The sequence below is a fragment of the Mycobacterium sp. 94-17 genome, assembly GCF_035617725.1.
In the GTDB taxonomy this organism is placed as follows: Bacteria; Actinomycetota; Actinomycetes; order Mycobacteriales; family Mycobacteriaceae; genus Mycobacterium.
In genome coordinates this window covers 85,824-102,904 of record NZ_JAPIYN010000019.1, presented here as the reverse complement: position 1 = coordinate 102,904, position 17,081 = coordinate 85,824, and the positions used below count along the sequence as shown (strand labels likewise).

The 17,081-nt window shown below is 68.0% G+C and carries 15 protein-coding genes; 5 read left to right on the top strand and 10 right to left on the bottom strand.

From position 1 onward, the window contains the following. Position 1: 1 nt before the first annotated feature. Complete coding sequence (locus OQ789_RS20205; RefSeq protein WP_324687902.1) at positions 2–1,192, top strand: serine hydrolase domain-containing protein; 1,191 nt, start codon at positions 2–4, stop codon at positions 1,190–1,192. Positions 1,193–1,258: 66 nt separating this feature from the next. On the opposite strand, the gene OQ789_RS20200 is transcribed toward OQ789_RS20205, so the two are convergent. From OQ789_RS20200 to OQ789_RS20185, 4 genes are all read right to left on the bottom strand, one after another. Next, positions 1,259–1,573, bottom strand: a complete 315-nt coding sequence (locus OQ789_RS20200) for a hypothetical protein (RefSeq protein WP_324687901.1) — start codon at positions 1,571–1,573, stop codon at positions 1,259–1,261. Positions 1,574–1,702: 129 nt separating this feature from the next. Then, positions 1,703–2,509: an Fpg/Nei family DNA glycosylase gene (locus OQ789_RS20195; protein WP_324687900.1), complete on the bottom strand. Its 807-nt coding sequence runs from the start codon at positions 2,507–2,509 to the stop codon at positions 1,703–1,705. A gap of 17 nt (positions 2,510–2,526) precedes the next feature. Next, entirely contained in the window at positions 2,527–3,006 is a 480-nt protein-coding gene (locus OQ789_RS20190) for a ribose-5-phosphate isomerase (protein WP_324687899.1), read from the bottom strand. Positions 3,007–3,074: 68 nt separating this feature from the next. Further along, the gene (locus OQ789_RS20185; protein ID WP_324687897.1) at positions 3,075–3,698 is read right to left on the bottom strand and encodes a DsbA family protein; all 624 of its coding nucleotides are present in this window, start codon (positions 3,696–3,698) and stop codon (positions 3,075–3,077) included. A gap of 99 nt (positions 3,699–3,797) precedes the next feature. Here OQ789_RS20185 and pepN point away from each other — a divergent pair, with 99 nt between their 5' ends. Then, positions 3,798–6,386, top strand: a complete 2,589-nt coding sequence (gene pepN / locus OQ789_RS20180) for an aminopeptidase N (protein WP_324687896.1) — start codon at positions 3,798–3,800, stop codon at positions 6,384–6,386. Between the two features lie 27 nt (positions 6,387–6,413). Here pepN and OQ789_RS20175 read toward each other — a convergent pair whose 3' ends face one another. From OQ789_RS20175 to OQ789_RS20165, 3 genes are all read right to left on the bottom strand, one after another. Next, on the bottom strand, positions 6,414–6,881 hold the full coding sequence (locus OQ789_RS20175) for a DUF5130 domain-containing protein (RefSeq protein WP_324687895.1): 468 nt from the start codon (positions 6,879–6,881) through the stop codon (positions 6,414–6,416). Next, on the bottom strand, positions 6,868–7,095 hold the full coding sequence (locus OQ789_RS20170) for a hypothetical protein (RefSeq protein ID WP_324687914.1): 228 nt from the start codon (positions 7,093–7,095) through the stop codon (positions 6,868–6,870). Before OQ789_RS20170 ends, OQ789_RS20175 begins: the two co-directional genes overlap by 14 nt. A gap of 67 nt (positions 7,096–7,162) precedes the next feature. Next, positions 7,163–7,810 carry an HNH endonuclease gene (locus tag OQ789_RS20165; protein ID WP_324687894.1) on the bottom strand — a complete coding sequence of 216 codons (648 nt, stop codon included), beginning with the start codon at positions 7,808–7,810 and terminating at the stop codon, positions 7,163–7,165. Between the two features lie 143 nt (positions 7,811–7,953). Here OQ789_RS20165 and OQ789_RS20160 point away from each other — a divergent pair, with 143 nt between their 5' ends. The 3 genes from OQ789_RS20160 (at position 7,954) to OQ789_RS20150 (ending at position 11,057) form a co-directional block, all read left to right on the top strand. After that, positions 7,954–8,349, top strand: a complete 396-nt coding sequence (locus OQ789_RS20160) for a globin (RefSeq protein ID WP_324687893.1) — start codon at positions 7,954–7,956, stop codon at positions 8,347–8,349. Positions 8,350–8,388: 39 nt separating this feature from the next. Then, entirely contained in the window at positions 8,389–9,954 is a 1,566-nt protein-coding gene (locus OQ789_RS20155; RefSeq protein WP_324687891.1) for a glycoside hydrolase family 13 protein, read from the top strand. An 86-nt stretch (positions 9,955–10,040) separates the two neighbouring features. After that, on the top strand, positions 10,041–11,057 hold the full coding sequence (locus OQ789_RS20150; protein ID WP_324687913.1) for a pyridine nucleotide-disulfide oxidoreductase: 1,017 nt from the start codon (positions 10,041–10,043) through the stop codon (positions 11,055–11,057). Positions 11,058–11,138: 81 nt separating this feature from the next. Here OQ789_RS20150 and OQ789_RS20145 read toward each other — a convergent pair whose 3' ends face one another. Genes OQ789_RS20145 through OQ789_RS20135 form a run of 3 tightly spaced genes read right to left on the bottom strand, consistent with a single transcriptional unit; the run spans position 11,139 to position 17,058 of the window. Then, positions 11,139–11,810, bottom strand: a complete 672-nt coding sequence (locus OQ789_RS20145) for a hypothetical protein (RefSeq protein ID WP_324687890.1) — start codon at positions 11,808–11,810, stop codon at positions 11,139–11,141. Then, positions 11,798–12,211: a thioesterase family protein gene (locus OQ789_RS20140; RefSeq protein ID WP_324687888.1), complete on the bottom strand. Its 414-nt coding sequence runs from the start codon at positions 12,209–12,211 to the stop codon at positions 11,798–11,800. Before OQ789_RS20140 ends, OQ789_RS20145 begins: the two co-directional genes overlap by 13 nt. Beyond that, entirely contained in the window at positions 12,208–17,058 is a 4,851-nt protein-coding gene (locus OQ789_RS20135; protein WP_324687887.1) for an NAD-glutamate dehydrogenase, read from the bottom strand. The genes OQ789_RS20140 and OQ789_RS20135 overlap by 4 nt, the downstream gene beginning before the upstream one ends. Between the last annotated feature and the right edge of the window lie 23 nt (positions 17,059–17,081).

Sequence of the window (17,081 nt, the reverse complement as noted above, 5' to 3'; positions counted from 1 at the left end):
CATGAGCGACCCGACGACCGACGTGTCCATCCACGGCTCGTGCGCGTCGGACTTCGCCGGAGTTCGCGACGCGTTCGAGCGCAATTTCACGCTGGGCGACGAAGTCGGCGCGGCGGTCGCCGTGTGGGTTGACGGGACTCTGGTCGTCGACCTGTGGGGTGGCTGGGCCGACGCGGCTCGTACCCGGTCATGGCAGCAGGACACCCTGACCACGGTGCTGTCCGGCACCAAGGGCCTGTCGGCCACCTGCGTGCACCAGCTCGCCGACCGAGGCGAGCTGGACCTGCAGGCGCCGGTGGCCCGCTACTGGCCCGAGTTCGGCCAGGCGGGCAAACAAGACATCACGCTGGCGATGGTGATGAGCCACCGATCCGGCGTGATCGGCCCCCGCACCCGGCTGCGGTGGGAGCAGGTCGCCGACTGGGACTACGTCTGCGAACAACTGGCTGCCGCCGAGCCGTGGTGGGAGCCGGACACTGCGCAGGGCTATCACATGACCACTTTCGGTTTCATCATGGGCGAGGTGTTCCGCCGGGTGACGGGCCGGACCATCGGCCAGTACCTGCGCACCGAGATCGCCGAACCGTTCGGCGCCGACGTCCACATCGGGTTGCCGCTGAGCGAGCAGTACCGCTGCGCCGAGCGGGTGAACAAGCCGCACGCCCGCGACCTGCTGGCCGACGCGAATGCGCCCGGCTACCCGGCCAGCCTGACTGAACACCCGAAGGCGGGCCTGTCCATCTCGATGGGTTTCGCCCCCGACGACGAACTGGGCTCCCACGACCTCACTCTGTGGCGCGAACTCGAGTTCCCCGGCACCAACGGGCAGGTCTCGGCCCTCGGACTGGCGACGTTCTACAACGCGCTCGCCCAGGAAAAGGTGCTCAGCCGCGAGCACATGGACCTGGTGCGGGTCTGCCGGGGCGGGCTGGACACCGACCTGGTGCTGGGGCCGCGGGTCGCCGACCACGGATGGGGTTTGGGTTACATGCTCAACCAGCGGTGCGTCAACGGGCCCAACCCGCGGATATTCGGCCACGGCGGCCTGGGCGGTTCGTTCGGGTTCGTCGACCTCGAGCACCACATCGGCTACGGGTATGTGGCCAATCACTTCGACCCCACCAAGGCCAACGCCGACCCCCGCAGTCTGGCCCTGTCCAACGAGGTCTACTCCGTGCTGGGAGTCAGCTAACGCTCGGACGCGAACGCGCCCTGCCGGGTGAGGGCAGGGCGCGTTCGCGTTAAGTGACTGATCGGATCAGGGGTGCCAGCCGGGAGGCGGCGGCGGGCCGCCCGGACCCCAGCCCGGGCCACCGGGCCCGCCCGGGGGCGGCGGGCCGCCCGGACCCCAGCCCGGGCCACCGGGCCCGCCCGGGCCACCGGGCCCGCCCGGGCCCCAGCCCTCGTGATGCCAGTCGTGGCAGTTGTTCCAGTCCCAGTTGTTGCCCCAGCCCGGGTCCCAGAACTCACCCGGACACCACTGCGGGAAGGGTCCGGGCTGCGCCTGCGCCGAAGTTGCGACGCCCAGGCCCGCCAAACCCAGCCCGCCGATTGCGAGAGCCGTTGCGGCCAAACATGGAAGAGTTTTCACACGGCATTCCTACCCGCGTCGATGCTTTGGCTAAACAATCGGCGCCAGTGTTTCGAGCTGAGAGTTTCCTGTCAATCAGCGTCGCGCCGCTCCCCGCAGGGCCTGAAACGGTCAGTTCTGGCAGGTCGGGCACCAGAACACGTTTCGTCCCTCCAGCACCGTCGTGCGGATCGGGTCGCCCGACACGCGGCAGGGTTCGCCGGCACGCCGGTACACGTAGGTGCGGGGGCGATCGGGCCGGTAGGACGGCGCGCCGTGGTCGTGTTCGGGGCGCACCACGATGATCTTGCCGCGCCGCAACCCGACCTTCATCAGCGCGACCAGATCGGCCCAAGCCGCGTCGAACTCGTCCTCGCCGACGTCACGGCCGGGCCGGAACGGGTCGATCCCGTGGCGGAAAAGCAACTCGCTGCGGTAGACGTTGCCCACCCCGGCCATCACCGTCTGGTCCATCAGCAGCGCGCCAATCGGCCTGCGGGACTTGGCAATCCGCTTCCACGCCCACGACGGGTCGGCGTCGCTGCGCAGCGGGTCGGGGCCCAGCCTGGCCAGGACATCTCCCACCTGGCCTTCGTCGATCACTTCGCACACCGTCGGGCCACGCAGATCGGTGCCGTACCCGGCGCCGACCATGCGCATCCGCACCTGGCCGACCGCGTCGGGAAACGCCCCGTCGCCGGGCCGCTCCCACTCGGTGAAGGCGCCGTACAGCCCGAGATGCACGTGCACGATCGGGCCGCCCGCGTAGTGGTGGAACAGGTGCTTGCCCCACGCGCTGGTGCGCCGCAGCACCCGGCCGTCGACCAGCGCGGCCGAGTCGGCGAAGCGGCCCTGCGGGCTGGACACCGCGACGGGGGCACCGGCGTAACGGCGTTGGTGCAGCCGGGCCAGCCGGTGCAATGTATGCCCTTCGGGCACGCGCAGACCTTTCCGGCCTAACCCGCCGCGCCGGGGACCGGCGGGGGCTGGTGGGTGCGTTCGTATTCGGCGAGTATGTCGATACGTCGTTGGTGGCGTTCGGCTTTCGACCATGGCGTGGTCAAGAAGGCGTCGACGATGGCCAGCGCCTCGGCGACGGTGTGCATGCGGCCGCCGATGCCGATCAGCTGGGCGTTGTTGTGTTCGCGGGCCAGTGCCGCCGTTTCCTCGCTCCAGGCCAGCGCGCAGCGGGCGCCGGGGACCTTGTTGGCGGCGATCTGCTCGCCGTTGCCCGACCCGCCCAGCACCAGGCCCAGGCTGCCCGGGTCGGCCACGGTGCGTGTCGCGGCGGCGATGCAGAAGGCGGGGTAATCGTCGTCGGCGTCGTAGCCGAAGGCGCCGCAGTCGATCGGCTCGTGCCCGGACTTTTCAAGATGCTCGATGATCTGCTGCTTGAGCTCGAATCCGGCGTGGTCAGAGCCGAGGTAGACGCGCATGCCCGCAATCCTTACACAGCCACCCGCCGAGCCGGCGTCGGCGATCGCGGCGGATCGCCGACGCCGGTCTAGTCGAACTCGGGCTTCTCGGTGCGACTGCGCTTGAGCTCGAAGAAGTGCGGGTAGGAGGCGAACGCGACCGAGGCGTCCCACAGCTTGCCCGCCTCCTCACCGCGCGGAATCTTGGAGAGCACCGGCCCGAAGAACGCCACGTCGTTCACGTGGATGGTCGGTGTGCCGACGTCGTCGCCCACCGCGTCCATGCCGGCGTGGTGGCTCTTGCGCACCGCCTCGTCGTACTCATCGCTGTTCGCGGCCTCGGCCAACTCGGCCGGCAGGCCCACATCGGCCAGCGCCAGCTTGATCACGTCGTCGAGCTCTTTGTTGCCCTCGTTGTGGATCCGCGTTCCCATCGCGGTGTACAGCGGCTGCAGCACCTGTGCGCCGTGGGCCTGCTCCGCGGCGATCGCCACCCGCACCGGGCCCCAGGCCCGCTTCATGTTCTCCCGGTAGTTCTCCGGCAGGTCTTCGCGGTTTTCGTTGAGCACCGCCAGGCTCATCACGTGAAAGTTCACGTCGATGTCGCGAACCTTCTTCACCTCGAGGATCCAGCGCGAGGTGATCCATGCCCAGGGACACAGCGGATCGAACCAGAAATCGGCCTTGTTGTTCGCGGCGGCGGTATCGGGCATGGCGGATCCTTTCGACGGTGAACGGCAGAAAAGTCTGATCTGCACAACCGTAGGCGTCTGCGTCCTGTTCCCGATTTGCGTGACCCGTAAGTTGGATGCGTGGCTCTTCCCAACCTCACCCGCGAACAAGCCGTCGAACGCGCCGCGCTGATCACCGTCGCCAGCTATCAGATCGACCTCGATCTCACCGACGGCTCCGGCGCCCCCGGCGAACGGACCTTCCGCTCGGTCAGCACGGTGGTGTTCGATGCGCTCGCCGGCGCCGACTCGGTCATCGACATCGCCGCCGACACCATCCGCAGCGCCACCCTCAACGGGCGCGATCTGGACGTCTCCGGCTACGACGAGTCGACCGGCATCCCGCTGCGCGGGCTGGCCGACCGCAACGTCGTCGTGGTCGACGCGGACTGCCGCTACTCCAACACCGGCGAGGGGCTGCACCGGTTCGTCGACCCGGTCGACAACGAGGTCTATCTGTACTCGCAGTTCGAAACCGCCGATGCCAAACGCATGTTCGCCTGCTTCGACCAGCCCGACCTCAAGGCGACGTTCGACGTGCGAGTGACCGCGCCCGCGCAGTGGAAGGTGATCTCCAACGGCGCGTCGGTCTCGGTGAACGAGGGCCTGCACACGTTCGCCACCACGCCACGGATGAGCACCTATCTGGTCGCCCTGATCGCCGGCCCGTACGCCGAGTGGAACGACACCTACACCGACGAGCACGGCGAAATACCGCTGGGCATCTTCTGCCGGACCTCGCTGGCCCGGCACATGGACGCCGAGCGGCTGTTCACCCAGACGAAGCAGGGATTCGGCTTCTACCACAAGAACTTTGGACTGCCGTACGCGTTCGGGAAGTACGATCAGCTGTTCGTCCCCGAATTCAACGCCGGCGCAATGGAAAACGCCGGCGCGGTGACATTCCTCGAGGACTATGTCTTCCGCAGCAAGGTCACCCGCGCCTCCTACGAGAGGCGCGCCGAGACCGTGCTGCACGAGATGGCGCACATGTGGTTCGGCGATCTGGTCACCATGGCCTGGTGGGACGACCTGTGGCTGAACGAGTCGTTCGCGACCTTTGCCTCGGTGTTATGCCAAAGCGAGGCAACCGAATTCGCCGAGGCCTGGACGACGTTCGCGACCGTCGAGAAGTCGTGGGCCTACCGCCAGGACCAGCTGCCGTCCACGCACCCGATCGCCGCCGACATCCCCGACCTGGCCGCGGTCGAGGTGAACTTCGACGGCATCACCTACGCCAAGGGCGCATCGGTGCTCAAGCAGCTCGTCGCCTACGTCGGGCTGGAGCACTTCCTGGCCGGGCTGCGCGACTACTTCCGCACCCACGCGTTCGGCAATGCGACGTTCAGCGACCTGATCACCGCCCTGGAGCAGGCGTCCGGCCGCGACCTGTCCGACTGGGGCAGCCAGTGGCTGAAGACGACCGGGCTGAACACGCTGCGACCGGATTTCGACGTGGACGCGAGCGGCGCGTTCACCCGCTTCGCGGTGGCCCAGAGTGGCGCCGCGCCGGGCGCCGGCGAAACCCGGGTGCACCGGCTGGCGGTCGGGATCTACGACTCAGAGAATTCGGACGGAACCGGAAAGCTGGTGCGGGTGCACCGCGAGGAGCTCGACGTCGAAGGTGCCGTCACGGAAGTTCCTGCGCTGGCTGGTGTTTCGCGCGGTCAGCTGGTGCTGGTCAACGATGATGACCTGACGTATTGCTCGCTGCGGCTGGACGCCGAGTCGCTGCGCACCGCGCTGGACCGCATCGCCGACATCGCCGATCCGCTGCCGCGCTCGCTGGTCTGGTCGGCCGCCTGGGAGATGACGCGCGAGGCCGAACTGCGGGCCCGCGACTTCGTGTCCCTGGTGATGGGCGGCCTGCACGCCGAGTCCGAGGTGGGCGTGGCCCAGCGGCTGCTGCTGCAGGCGCAGACGGCATTGAGCTCCTACGCCGAGCAGGGCTGGGCGCGCGAGCACGGCTGGCCGCAGTTCGCCGACCGGCTGCTGGAGCTGGCCCGCGGCGCGGAGCCCGGGTCGGATCACCAGCTCGCCTTCGTCAACACGCTGTGCTCGTCTGTGCTGTCGACCGGTCACGTGGTGACCCTGGCGGAGCTGCTCGACCGCGACCCCGCCGAGTTGGAACTGGCCGGCCTCGACATCGACACTGACCTGCGGTGGCGAATCGTGACGGCGCTGGCCGGCGCGGGCCGCGTCGACTCCGACGGGCCCGCGACGCCATTCATCGACGCCGAGATCCAGCGCGACCCGACCGCCGCCGGCAAGCGCCACGGCGCTCAGGCCGCGACGGCACGGCCGCAGCTGCAGGTCAAGGAGGCGGCCTGGGCGACGGTGATCGAGGACGACACCCTGGCCAACATCACCGCCCGCTCGATCATCGCGGGCTTCGCCCCCGTGGGGCAGGCCGAGTTGCTCGCGCCGTTCACCTCGCGCTACTTCGAGGCGATCTCCGGAGTCTGGGAGCGCCGGTCCAGCGAAGTGGCCCAGACGGTGGTGGTCGGTCTGTACCCGCACTGGAACATCAGCGACGACGGCGTCGCCGCCGCCGACGACTTCCTGTCCGACCCCGAGGTGCCCGCCGCGCTGCGCCGCCTGGTGCTCGAGGGCCAGGCCGGAGTGAAGCGTTCGTTGCGGGCGCGCCTATTCGACGCCGATCCGGGCTGAGCCGGGAGCGACTGAGCCCGACCGGGGTCAGGCCGGTGAAATCCCGGCGCTCAGCACGCGAATCGCGCTGACCAGCCCGTCGACCAGGTCGCCCCGCTCGAAGGCCGACGACGCGGCGGCGACCCCCAGCGGCGCGGCCGACTCGGCGCCCCGGCCGCGAACCTGCGTGCCGTAGACCACCTCGATGGCCTTCTGGCCGGGCGAGACTGCCAGCAGCACCGCGTTGTCCGGCGTCGGCACGTCGGCGAGTATCTCGCGGGCCCGCGCGGCGGTGTCGCTGCCCAGGTCGCCCAGGTAGATTGCGAAGCGCGTCTTGGAGGCGCGGGAGCCGAATTTCAGCGCGTCGTCGATGGCGACCAGGTCTTTGGTCGAAAACGGGAAACGCACCGACAGTTCGCCGGGCTCGGTGACGCCCGAGACGCGCCCGCTGGTGGTGATCACCCAACCGTGCGGCAGCTCGGCGGGTTCCTTCGTCGCGACCTCACCACGTGCCACTGGCGCCACCTCCAACTGAGAATTCCGACGTGCCGTGTCCGCCGTGGGCGTGGCCGACGTCTTCGCCGGTGGCGGCCCACAGGATCGGCGGATGCGTCCAATCCTCACCGAGCTTGTAGGCCGTCGGGTGCGGGCCCTTGTGGGACCAGATCAGCACCGACAGCGTCGCCACCAGCAACAGAGGTATTCCGATGAAGATCAGGTGGATTTGCATAACGCTCACGACGCAAACCGTATCCCACGAATCGATCCGTCGGCGCGACCGGACCGCGGATTGTCGATCAGGCCGCGCCCTCGCCGAGATATCGGGCCCAGGCCGGATCCAGTTCCTTGACCGTCGACAGCAGCCGCCAGTGCTGGCCGGTCGGCGGCAGCGGCGGGCGGCGCAGCGCCCAGCCGAGCTCGCTGAGCAGCTTGTCGCCCTTGCGATGGTTGCAGTTCGAGCAGCACGCGACGCAATTCTCCCAGGAGTGGTCGCCGCCGCGGCTGCGCGGCAGCACGTGGTCGACGGTGTCCGCCTTCGCCCCGCAGTAGGCGCAGCAGAACCGGTCGCGGTGCATCAGCGCCGCACGGGTCATCGGTACGCGCGCCCGGTAGGGCACGCGGACGTAGGAGCGCAGCTGGATCACCGAGGGCACCACGATCGAGCTGGTCGCCGAGTGGATGACGGGCCCGGCCGGATCGTGGTGGACCACGTCGGCCTTGCCACAGATCACCATGACGATCGCGCGGCGCATCGGCAGCGCGGTGAGCGGCTCGTAGGTGGAATTCAGCAGCAGGACCCGCCTGCGACTCCAGATGGAAGCGCTCTCCGAACGGGCGGGTGGATGGATATCAACACTGTGCAGCGACGACACGGTTGTGGGCCCGGTCAACCCTGCCGCGCCCACCTGACCGCGGTGGCTGCGGCGTCTTTTGCCCTGCGCCATAGATCCTCCGCGAACAGTCCACCATGATTCGCGGGCGATCGCACCCCTATTGCAGGTGAACGCCGTGTCGATCCGGTGAACGGCAAGGCATGGGTCGGGTCGGCGCCGCGCGGCGTCGCGGGGATGCACCACAATGGACGGCGATGGATCAGGTAGCAGAGTCGTTCTACGAGGCGGTCGGCGGCGCGGACACCTTCCGCGCGATCGTCTCCCACTTTTACGCTCAGGTTCCCGAGGACGAGATCCTGCGTGAGCTGTATCCGCTCGACGATCTCGAGGGCGCCGAAGAACGCCTGCGGATGTTCCTCGAGCAGTACTGGGGTGGCCCGCGCACCTACTCCGACCGGCGCGGACACCCCCGGCTGCGGATGCGTCACGTGCCGTTCCGGATCACTCCCCTGGCGCGTGACGCGTGGCTCCGGTGCATGCACACGGCCGTCGCGTCGATCGACGCGCAGACGCTCGACGACGAACACCGCCGCGAGTTGCTCGACTATCTGGAAATGGCCGCCCACTCACTCGTCAACTCACCGTTGTGAGGGCGAATCCTGTCGGCCCACGAAACGAAGCGGGGTGGAATGGACTCCAAGCCGTGGTGGTCAAGCGCGGTGTTCTATCAAGTGTATCCGAGGTCGTTCGCCGACAGTGACGGCGACGGCGTCGGTGATCTGGACGGGGTGACGGCCCGGCTGGACCACCTGGTGCGACTGGGCGTGGACGCCATCTGGCTCAACCCGGTCACCGTGTCGCCGATGGCCGACCACGGCTACGACGTCGCCGACCCGCGCGACATCGACCCGCTGTTCGGCGGGATGGCCGCCATCGAGCGACTGATCGCCGCGGCACACCGGCGGGGTGTGAAGGTCACCATGGACGTGGTGCCCAACCACACCAGCTCGGAGCATCCGTGGTTCCAGGCGGCACTGGCCGCCGGCCCCGGCACCGACGCGCGGCAGCGCTACTTCTTCCGCGACGGCCGCGGCGACCTCGGTGAGCTGCCGCCCAACAACTGGACCTCGGTGTTCGGCGGCCCGGCCTGGACACGGGTGGTCGAACCCGACGGCAGCCCCGGCAAGTGGTATCTGCACCTTTTCGACGCCGAACAGCCCGACCTGAACTGGGAGCACCCGGACGTCTTCGACGACTTCGAGAAGACGCTGCGCTTCTGGCTCGAACGCGGCGTGGACGGCTTCCGGATCGACGTGGCGCACGGCATGGCCAAGCCGGCGGGCCTGCCGGATTCACCCGCGGTCGAGTCCAAGGTGTTGAGCCACACCGACGATGACCCGCGCTTCAACAATCCGCGGGTGCATGACATCCACCGCGACATCCGCCGGGTGGTCAACGACTATCCGGGGGCGGTCACCGTCGGCGAGGTCTGGGTCACCGACAACGTCCGCTGGGCGGAGTATCTGCGGCCCGACGAACTGCACCTGGGGTTCAACTTCCGGCTGACCAAGATCGACTTCGACGCGGACGAGATCCGCGACGCGATCCAAAACTCGCTGGCCGCCACCGCCCTGCAGAGCGCGGTGCCCACCTGGACGCTGTCCAACCATGACGTCGGCCGGGAGGTCACCCGCTACGGCGACGGCGAGGCCGGGCTGCGCCGCGCCCGCGCGATGGCCATGGTGATGCTCGCCCTGCCCGGCGCGGTGTTCATCTACAACGGCGAGGAACTGGGGCTGCCCGACGTCCACCTGCCCGACGAGGTGCTGCAGGACCCGACGTGGGAGCGCTCCGGGCACACCGAGCGTGGCCGCGACAGGTGCCGGGTGCCGATCCCGTGGTCGGGTGACACGCCCCCGTTCGGGTTCTCGTCGTCGATGCAGACGTGGCTGCCGATGCCGCCGGAATGGGCGGCGCTGACCGTCGAGAAGCAGAGCGGCGACCCCGACTCCACCTTGTCGTTCTTCCGGCGCGCACTCGAATTGCGCAAGCGCCGCGCGGAATTCGGCGGCGGGGGCATCGAATGGCTGGACGCGACCGACGATGCGGTGATCTTCCGGCGTGCGGGCGGACTGGTCTGCGCGCTCAACAGCGGCGCATCGCCGATGCCCCTGCCGGCGGGCGAGCTGATCCTGGCGAATGCACCCCTGCTCGAGGGCAAACTGCCTCCGGATTGCGCGGCCTGGCTGGTGTAGGCGGCCCGCCCGCGCCGCCGGAGTGACGGTGAGCATTTTGCGGCCGACTGCTCTATATGTAATGGATGGCTTCCTACGAGTGGACGGTGATCGGCGCCGGGCCGGCGGGCATCGCCGCGGTGGGAAGGCTGCTGGATCACGGAGTCGCGGCCGAGCGGATCGCCTGGATCGACCCGGCCTTCGCAGCCGGCGATATCGGCCAGAAGTGGCGCTCGGTATCGAGCAACACCCACGTCGCCCTCTTTCTCGAATACTTCAACGGCTCCAAGGCATTTCGCTTCTCCGAGGCGCCGCCCATGCCGCTCAGGGAGATCGACCCGCAGGAGACCTGCGTCCTGGGCCTGGTCGCCGAACCCCTGGTGTGGATCACCGAACAGCTGCGTGAGCAGGTCGACTCCCTCACGACGACGGCCACCGCGCTGTTCCTTCAGAACAGACGGTGGCGGGTCGAGACGGAGCAAGCCAGCATCTCCTCGGCGAACGTGGTCCTGGCCGTCGGCGCAGATCCCAAAAAGCTTTGCCACCCCGGCCTGCGGGAGATCCCCGTCCGGGTCGCCCTGGACCCCGACAAGCTGGCCGCCGAATCCCTCGAGGGCGCGACGGTCGCGGTGTTCGGCTCGTCGCACTCGTCGATGATCGTGCTGCCGAACCTGTTGCGCCACCCCGTCGAGCGCATCGTCAACTTCTATCGGAGCCCACTGAAATACGCTGTCTATTTTGACGATTGGATCCTGTTCGACGACACCGGGCTGAAGGGCCACGCGGCCGCCTGGGCGCGGGAGAACATCGACGGGGTGCTTCCCGAGCGCCTCGAGCGGTGCTGGGGGTCCGGCCCGGAAGCAGCCGAGAAACTCGAGCAGTGCGACCGCGTCGTCTACACCGTCGGCTTCGAGCGCAGGACATTGCCCGAGACGCCGCAGTGGGGCCGGCTGGACTACAACCCCACCAACGGGATCCTGGCCCCCGGCCTGTTCGGGGTGGGCATCGCGTTCCCTCAGTACGCCGAAGACCCGTACGGGTACGGGCAGTTCCGGGTCGGACTGAAGAAATTCATGGACTATCTGGACGCCGTCCTGCCGCTGTGGCTGCGCTACGGCCCGTAGGCCTCCGCCGGCGGGCCCCGGTCGCCGACCGCCTTTAAACTCAGCCTGATTCCGTTTCGGGAATCGCCCGCGGCGGCCCCGTCAGCCCAGCAGCAGCGCCTGATCGCCGCGGCGACGGTACACCGAACCGAACCGGGCGTCCACCCGCAACCACGTCGGCAGTATCCGGACCCGGATCAATTCGTCGGTGTCGACCGCGTCGGGTGACTGCGGCAGAAAACCCATCGCGGTCAGGGCGAACACGCAGCGCATCGGCAGCCCGACCTGCACGTCGGCCGAGCTGACCTGAATGACCTCTTGGTCGAGCAGCGAAACCGGTGGGCCATGCGAACTGCCGTGCTGCTTGGCAAGTTGCGCACCGCGCTGCGCCAGGTCAAGAACCACCCGGGCGGGTATGTCCTCGAGGTGGGTGAAGCCGGAATCCGGCGGCAACGCGCCCCGCCATGCCGAATCCATCGCGAAGCCGGGATCGACGTAACCGGAGGCATCCATCGCGGATAGGCCGCGCGCCAGGGTGTCCGCGCCCACCGACAGATCGCCGGGCCGTACCTCGCCGACTACTATCCTGCTCGCCAGCACGTCGAAACCCGTTGCGACCCAAGCCGTCAGCAGCCCCGGGGACCGGGTCCGGAATCGGATGATCGCGGCGTCGTCAAGCCGCAGCGCGCGGTCGACGAACGCCGCCAGATCCGCGCGATGCGCGTCCCGGGAGTCCGCTCCCAGCCATAGTCCTCGGTCGGCTACCTGATCCACCGTTGCAGATACTCCCGATGTTGTGGCGAGAGGCGCACCAGCCGCTGCTCCTCGATATGGACGGCGGCCAATTGCGACTCGGCGATGACGGCGGGCTTCGACTCCGGATCCGCGGTGACCGAACGCACCTCGTAGCCGAGCGTGAAGTCGACCGCGCGCAACCGCTTGGTCCACATGGTGACCTGAAGCGGCGAATCCACCAGGCGCAGCTGGCCTTTGTAGGTCACCTTGACCTCGGCGATGAGCAACCCGATGGTGGTGATGTCGACCTCGAAGGCCTCGCGCAGGAACTGCACCCGCGCCTCCTCCAGGATCGTGACCATGGTGGCGTGGTTGATGTGCTGATACATGTCGATGTCCGACCAGCGCACTGGCACGGGCGCGACGAAGCCGACGCTCAACTTGACGATCCTCTTCCGCTGGTGCGGGTCATGCGGCGGATTTGCCGCGCGGCGACGGACAGCGTCGCGAGGTCCTTGCTTCCGGTCTCCTGGATTTCGATAAGTGTGCGGCGGGCCCGCTCGATCCGTGAGGCACTCAGGTGTTCCCACTCGGCGATCTTCTCTTCACCACTTTCGTCCGGCTCCCCCACGGCGAGCACATCGAAGCACAGCGAACGCAACGAAGCATAGATGTCGTCGCGAATCGCCAAGCGCGCCAGGGAGTGCCAGCGGTCCCGTCGCGGCAGTTGGGATACCGCGGTCAAGAGTCCGTCGGTGCCGAGCCAGTCCATGAGCGCGAAGTAGGTGTCGGCGACCTCGGCGGCGTCGATGTCGTTGATGTCGCCGATGTCGATGATGTCGAGCAGGCTGAAGCGGTAGAGCCCGGCGGCCACCGAATAGGCGAGGTCTTCGGGTGCGCCCTGGGAGGTGAATTCGGCGGCTTCCTTTTCGACGATGGCCTTGTCGTCGCCGCGCAGCCACTCCGACATGTGCGGTGTCAGCGCCTGGACCTTGGCGGCGAACCGGTTGATCTCGGCGCCGACCGCCAGCGGCTGCGGACGGTAGTTGAGCAGCCAGCGTCCGGCGCGGTCGATCAGCCGCCGGATGTCCAGGGTCAGCCGATCCGACAGGGCAACAGCAAGATTCGCCGCACGGATGCTCCGCCACGTCTCGCCCACGCTGAATATCGCGTCGGTGGCGACGTAGGTGCGCACCGCGTCGACGGGACCGACACCGACGTCTTCGACGATCCTGAACGCGTAACTGATGCCTGCCGTGTCCACCAGGTCGTTGATCAGCATGGTCGTGACGATCTCGCGGCGCAGCTGATGCGCGCGGATCTCCTGAGTGAAGCGCTCCCGCAACGGTTTCGGGAAGTACAGCGGAAGCCGGGAGGCGAACACGTCCTGCTCGGTCAGCTCCGTCTCGAGCATCTCCTCCTTGAGCCCCAGCTTCACGTGCGCCATCAGGGTGCACATCTCCGGCGAGGTGAGACCGATCCCGGCCTCCGCCCGCCGCGCGATCTCCTTCTCCGAGGGCAGCGCTTCCAGGTCACGGTCCATGCCACGCCTGTCGACCAGGTCCTGAATCAGTCTGGCGTGCACCGGCAGCAGGCTGGCCGCGTTCGCCCGGCTGGTGCCGATCAGGTCGTTCTGATCGGCGTTGTCCGTGAGCACCAGGCGCGCGACCTCGTCGGTCATCGACTCCAGCAGCGCTTTGCGCTCCTGCGGCCTGACCTTGCCCGCGGTGACCAGTGAGTCGATCAGGATCTTGATGTTGACCTCGTGGTCCGAACAGTCCACACCGGCCGAGTTGTCCATGGCGTCGGTGTTGATCCGGCCACCCGCCAGGTCGAATTCGACGCGGCCCAGCGCGGTCACCCCGAGATTGCCACCTTCGCCAATCACCTTGGCGTGCACCTGGCTTCCGTTCACCCGCACCGGATCGTTGGCGCGGTCACCCACGTCGGCGTCGGATTCGGACTCCGCCTTGATGTAGGTGCCGATGCCCCCGTTGAACAGCAGATCCACCGGCGCCTGCAGAATCGCCTTGATCAGGTTGGGCGGCGTCACCTCGATCACCCCCTGGTCCGGTCCCTCGATGCCCAACGCATCGCGAACCTGCGGGCTGACCGGAATCGCCTTGTGCTCACGGCTGTACACGCCGCCGCCCGCACTGATCAAGGACGCGTCGTAATCCTCCCAGCTGGACCGCGGCAGGTCGAACATCCGTCGACGTTCCTCCCACGATCTCGCGGCGTCCGGATCGGGGTCGACGAAGATGTGCCGGTGGTCGAAGGCGGCGAGCAGCCTGATGTGCTTGCTCAGCAGCATGCCGTTGCCGAAGACGTCGCCGCTCATGTCGCCGATCCCCACCACGGTGAAGTCCTCGGTCTGGGTGTCGACGCCCATCTCCCCGAAGTGCCGCTTGACGGCCTCCCATGCGCCCTTGGCGGTGATGCCCATGGCCTTGTGGTCGTAGCCGACGGACCCACCGGAGGCGAACGCGTCACCCAGCCAGAATCCGTAGGACTTCGCGACGTCGTTGGCGATGTCGGAGAAGGTGGCGGTGCCCTTGTCCGCCGCGACCACCAGGTAGGCGTCGTCACCGTCGCGCCGAACGACTTCCGGTGGCGGGCTGACCTTTCCGCTCGCATGGTCGACATTGTCGGTGACGTCGAGCAGGCCGGAGATGAAGAGCTGATAGCAGGCGACGCCCTCGGCGCGGGTGGCTTGGCGATCGGCGGCCGCGTCGCCGGTGGGCAGCGGCGGCCGTTTGAGGACGAATCCGCCCTTGGCGCCCACCGGCACGATGACGGCGTTCTTGACGGCTTGCGCCTTGACCAGGCCCAGGATTTCGGTGCGGAAGTCGTCTCGACGGTCCGACCAGCGCAGGCCGCCGCGGGCCACCGGCCCGAACCGCAGGTGCACGCCTTCTACCCGGGGCGAGTAGACGAAGATCTCGTATTTGGGGCGCGGCAGTGGCAGCTCGTCGACCAACTGGGCGTCCAGCTTGATCGCCAGCACGTTGCGCACCCGGGCCGAACCATCAAGCGTGACAAAGTAATTGGTGCGCAGTGTGGCTTGCACCAGGGAGGCGAAGGCACGCAGAATGCGGTCGGTATCCAGGCTCACCAGCGCGTCGATGTCGGCGGCGACTGCAGCGGCGGCGGCCTGTGCATCGCGATTCGCCGCGGAATCGGGGTCGGGGTCGAACAGCGCCTCGAAGAGGGCGACCAGCGATCGTGCGGTCGATGAGTGCTCGTTGAGCACCGCTTCGATGTAGGACTGACTGTAGGGAAAGTTGGCCTGCCGCAGATACTTTGCGTAGGCGCGCAACAGCACGACCTGCTGCCATCGCAGGCTCGCGCGCATCACCAGCTCGTTGAACCGGTCGACCTCGAGGCGGCCGTGCCAGATCGCGGTGACCGCGTCGGCGAACCGCTCGGCCATCGCATCGCGCTCGGCCGGTGTCGAGGCCAGCCGGATGGTCGGGTGCGGGGAGATCTTGAACTGATAGATCCACACCGGCAGCCCGTCGGACCTGTTGACGGTGAAGGGGTGCTCCTCGAGCACCACCACGCCCATGCTCTGCAGCATCGGCAACAGCTGGCTCAGCGACGCGGTGCGCCCGCCCAGGAACCAGGTCAGCTGAGCGGTCTGATCCTCGCCTTCGATGAACACCAGCTTGACCGAGTTATCCTGCAGCTCATTGATGATGGCGATGTGGCCGATGGCGTCGGCCGGGGTGACGGCCTGCTTGTAGACCTCGGGGAAGGCCGCGCCGTAGTACTCGATGTCGGCGTGGCCCACGGAGCCCTCCGCGGCCGCGGCGATCAGCCGGTCGGTCCAGGTGCGCGCGGCTTCGCTCAGCAGCGCCTGAATGCGGATCCGGTTGTCTTCTGAAACGTCGACCGGCGCCTCGCCGGGCCCACTGGACGGCAGGCGAACCATGAAATGCATCAGCGCCCAAGGTGATTCGCTGACCCGGGCGGTGAATTCCAGTCGGGTGCCGCCGAATTCGTGAACCAGGATGTCTTCGATCTGCAGCCGCACCGCCGTGGTGTAGCGGTCCCGCGGCAGGTACACCAGGCAGGAAACGAAATACTGCAGGCGGTCGGCGCGCAGGAACAGCAACGCGTTTCGTTGCGGTCCCAAATCCAGCACCGCCTTGGCCATCGCCAGCAGTCGCTCGGCGCTGAGCGTGAACAGCTCGGAGCGCGGAACGGTCTGGATGACGTCGAGCAGCAGCTGGCCCGGGTGTATCGGGTCACCGTCGGCCATCGCCAGCGCATCCCGGACACGGCGCGAAATCATGGGAATATCCAGGACATCGGCGTTCATCGCGGCCACCGTGAACAGGCCGACGAAGCGGTGCTCGATCACGGCGCCGTCCACGTATTCGCGAACCGCGATGGCATACGGATAGGCGCCGTAGCGCAGGTAGCTGCCCACCACGGACTGCGCCAGCACCAGCAGTCTGTCGTCGTCGGTCAGGCGCGGGCGTGAGCCGGTGCGGGTGCGCAGGACGCCCAGGCCGGGTGTCCCGTCGCCGGAGACCTGCCCGTCGTGCACGTGGCAGCGCTGGTAGCCGAGCAGCAGGAAGTTGCCGTTGCCCAGCCAGCGCAGCAGCGCCGCGACGTCGTCGCGGTCAGGCGCCGAGAAGCGGTCCCCGGCGTTGGCCTCGACGCGGGCGGCCAGATCGTTCAGCGTGGCGATCAGATCAGACGCGTCGCTGGCGACCTGTTGAACGTCGGCCAGCACCTTGGGCAGCAGCCGTTCGAGCTCCGCGAGCGCCTTGCTGTCCACCGACGGCGCCAGCTGCACGTGTATCCACGCCTCGCCGGTGTATTGCGATGCGCCTTGGGATGTCGCCTCGACGCCCAGCAGGTCGCCCTCGGGACCGCGCTTGACGTCGAACACCGGCGTCATGATCGCCGTGTACGGGATTCCGAGCCGGTGCAGCAGCACGGTGACGGAGTCCATCAGCATGACGCCGTGATCGGTGACGACCTGAAGGGCGGGCCCGAACCCGGTGGGGTCTTCCGCCGGGTACACCGCGACGCGGCTCTCGCCGTCGGGCCGGTGCAGTCCGAGGCGATAGTGCGCGCCCAGCATCGCCCGGCTCACGATCGACGCCGGCACGCTGAGGTCGACGGGTCCGGTTTCCGCGCCGGTCGACTCGTCGCTATGCGGGCCGCGGTAGCTCTCTACGTAGGCTTTCGAGATCCAGTCGGGAATGTCCTGCTGTTCGGTGAAGGTCGTCCACGGCTCGAGATCTTGTCTGGCTTCGGGATCGATCGTCATGCCGATGGCTCCCAACTGGCGAC

What these genes read in the sequence shown, in the direction of transcription:
- OQ789_RS20160 (WP_324687893.1), top strand. Translation starts at nt 7,954, where the DNA reads ATGGATCAGGTAGCAGAGTCGTTCTACGAGGCGGTCGGCGGCGCGGAC.
- OQ789_RS20170 (WP_324687914.1), bottom strand. Translation starts at nt 7,095, where the DNA reads ATGCAAATCCACCTGATCTTCATCGGAATACCTCTGTTGCTGGTGGCG.
- OQ789_RS20155 (WP_324687891.1), top strand. Translation starts at nt 8,389, where the DNA reads ATGGACTCCAAGCCGTGGTGGTCAAGCGCGGTGTTCTATCAAGTGTAT.
- OQ789_RS20165 (WP_324687894.1), bottom strand. Translation starts at nt 7,810, where the DNA reads ATGGCGCAGGGCAAAAGACGCCGCAGCCACCGCGGTCAGGTGGGCGCG.
- OQ789_RS20190 (WP_324687899.1), bottom strand. Translation starts at nt 3,006, where the DNA reads ATGCGCGTCTACCTCGGCTCTGACCACGCCGGATTCGAGCTCAAGCAG.
- OQ789_RS20135 (WP_324687887.1), bottom strand. Translation starts at nt 17,058, where the DNA reads ATGACGATCGATCCCGAAGCCAGACAAGATCTCGAGCCGTGGACGACC.
- OQ789_RS20205 (WP_324687902.1), top strand. Translation starts at nt 2, where the DNA reads ATGAGCGACCCGACGACCGACGTGTCCATCCACGGCTCGTGCGCGTCG.
- OQ789_RS20185 (WP_324687897.1), bottom strand. Translation starts at nt 3,698, where the DNA reads ATGCCCGATACCGCCGCCGCGAACAACAAGGCCGATTTCTGGTTCGAT.